The organism is Brevundimonas sp. CURTG3B2_SDJG, assembly GCF_057364705.1.
In genome coordinates this window covers 1-2,641 of record NZ_JBNFOJ010000356.1, presented here as the reverse complement: position 1 = coordinate 2,641, position 2,641 = coordinate 1, and the positions used below count along the sequence as shown (strand labels likewise).

Sequence of the window (2,641 nt, the reverse complement as noted above, 5' to 3'; positions counted from 1 at the left end):
CTGGACCGCCGTGCCCGCCATGACCCTGCCCGGCTGGCGCTCCATGCTCGCCGCTCTGGACGTCGCCGCGACGAGCCGGACCCGGACTTCCTGGACTGGCTGTCGGCCGAAGCCGCCTTCGGCCGCATCCACGACGTGGCGCTGCGCCGCCACTGGATCGACCCCACCGTGCCGCTGGAGGCCGCGGTGGTCATGCCGTCGCACGGCGTGCTGGTGACCTCGGCCACCCTGTCCGATCCGATGTCGGACGATCCCTTCGACCTGGCCCGGCTGCGCACCGGCTCGGCCCGCCTGATCGAGCCGGCCCGGACGCTGAAGGTCGAAAGCCCCTTCGACTACGCCGCCAACAGCCGCGTCATCGTCGTCAACGACCTGACCAAGGACGATGCGCGCCAGACGGCGGCGGCCATGCGCGAGCTTTTCCTGGCCGCCGGGGGCGGCGGTCTGGGGCTGTTCACCGCCATCCGCCGACTGAAGGCGGTTTACGAACGGCTCGGCCCCGACCTGGCCAAGGCGGGGCTCCCGCTCTACGCCCAGCACGTCGATCCCCTGGAGGTGGGCGCCTTGGTCGACGTCTTCCGCGCCGAGCAGGACAGCTGCCTGTTGGGCACCGATGCGGTCCGGGACGGTGTCGATGTGCCGGGCCGGTCCTTGCGCATCCTGGCCTTCGACCGCGTCCCTTGGCCCCGGCCCGACCTGCTGCACAAGGCGCGGCGCGAGCGCTTCGGCGGCGTCTCCGCGCAGGGCCGAGCCTATGACGACGCGCTCGCCCGCGCCCGCATGGCCCAGGCCTTCGGCCGCCTGATCCGCCGCGCCGACGACAAGGGCGCCTTCGTGATGCTGGACGCCGCCTGCCCGACCCGCCTGTTCGCCAGCCTGCCGCCCGGAACCGAGGTCCTGCGCATGGGCCTGGCCGAGGCGGTAGAGCTGGTCGGCGGATTCCTTCAATAGCTTTCGTCATCCTCCGGCAAGCCGCGAAGCGGCGCAGACCGGGGGATGACGAAAGCAAGAGCGTTCACTCTTCGAACGTGATCTCCACGCTGTCGGCCGACCGCTCGGCCTCGCCGTGGAAGACCGCCTCGATGTTGTTGCCGTCCGGGTCCAGCAGGAAGGCGGCGTAGTAGCCGGGATGATAGGGCCGCTCGCCCGGCGCGCCGTTGTCGGTCCCGCCCGCGGCCAGTCCAGCCTTGTGGAACGCCTCCACCATAGCCCGGTCCTTGGCCTGGAACGCCAGGTGGTGCCGCCCGGTCAGCCGGCCCTCCGCCGCGGCGCTGTCGGGCGTGGAAATGAACAGCTCGTCCGCCCAGAAATAGCTGTCGCCCCCGCCGCCGATCGGCACGCCCAGGACCTCAAGGACCGCCTCGTAGAACCGGCGGGTCGCCGCCAGGTCCCGCACCACCAGCTGGATGTGGTCGATCAGGCGTCCCCGATGCAGCGATTGAGTTTCCATGACGCGCTCCTGTTCATGATGACAGCCGGAACGGGAGTCCGGCGGGCCTGTTCCCTACCCCGGCCGCTTGCCAAGAAATGGCGGCTTCATCATATGGGGAAGCCGTTTGTCGGGGTCCGGCTTCAGACTTCACCGACGGTCTAGACCCTTTTTCGGACGCGCCGCCGGCTCCGGCCCCTTCGGACTCGTCGGAGGGTCTTTTTGGCGCCCCGCTTCCGGGCTTCAGACGTTTCAGACTCTTCAGACCCTGTTTTCGCCGGACCCCGAATGAACTCCGCCAGCGACCGTCCCTACCGCCACCCTCGTCGCGGCCTCGTCACGCCTTTCGTCATCGCGGGGGTGATCCTGGCCGCCTGGACTGGTTGGTGGTTCTACCTGACCCAGCAGATCGAGACCCGCCTGGCGGCCCAGGTCGAGGTCTTGCGCCAGGACGGCTGGACCATCACCCACTCGCAGGTCACCACCACCGGCTGGCCGTTCCGCGCCCGGGTCTCCATCCCCCACGCCGACATCCTGGCCCCCTCGGGCCACGGCGTCGCAGCCCCCGAACTGGTCGCTGAAGCCAATGCCTGGAACCCGGACCACTGGGTCGTCATCGCCCCGGACGGCCTGACCCTGACCCGCGCCGCCAAGGGCAAGGTCGCCGTCCGCGGCGACGGCCTGCGCATGAGCGTCAGCCATCTCCGGGACCGCTTCCCCGACCTTCGGGTGGAGCTGATCCGGCCGACCTTCACCGTCCATCAGGGCGCCGAGCCGTTCCCCATCGCCTCGGCGAACCGCGTCCAGTTCGAGGCTCTGCCGCACAGGGCCGACGCCGCGGTCGACGCGGTGGACGTGGTCTTCAACCTTGAGGACGCCCGCGGCCGTCCGGGCGGGCCGGTCGAAGGCGCGACCCGCCAGGGCCGCCTGACGCTGCGTCTGGAAGGGGTCGTGCGCCAGGCCAGCCGGCTGACCGGCGAAGACGCCTCCGGCATCTTCTCGGCCTGGACCCGCCAAGGGGGCCGCTTCACCGATATCAAGGGCGAGCTGATCGCCGGCGAGAGCCGCGCGCGGCTCGAAAGCGCCGTTCTGTCGGCCGGCCCGGATGGGCGCCTGCAGGGCGACCTGGCGCTGAACGCCGAGCAGCCGATGGCTGTCATCTCGGGTCTGGCCGGGTCGCGCGGCGGTTCGGTGAACCGGGTCGGCGCCGCC

The 2,641-nt window shown here is 70.9% G+C and carries 2 protein-coding genes and 1 pseudogene; 2 read left to right on the top strand and 1 reads right to left on the bottom strand.

The window, feature by feature from the left end:
- Positions 1-951 (top strand): annotated as a pseudogene (locus tag AC2W7C_RS16495) (helicase C-terminal domain-containing protein); the annotation flags it as partial.
- 64 nt (positions 952-1,015) lie between these two features.
- Here the strand turns inward: AC2W7C_RS16495 and AC2W7C_RS16490 are convergent.
- Positions 1,016-1,450: a VOC family protein gene (locus AC2W7C_RS16490; RefSeq protein WP_486002360.1), complete on the bottom strand. Its 435-nt coding sequence runs from the start codon at positions 1,448-1,450 to the stop codon at positions 1,016-1,018.
- Between the two features lie 267 nt (positions 1,451-1,717).
- Here AC2W7C_RS16490 and AC2W7C_RS16485 point away from each other — a divergent pair.
- Positions 1,718-2,641 (top strand): DUF2125 domain-containing protein (locus tag AC2W7C_RS16485; RefSeq protein ID WP_486002359.1); only part of this gene is annotated, 924 nt, incomplete at its 3' end.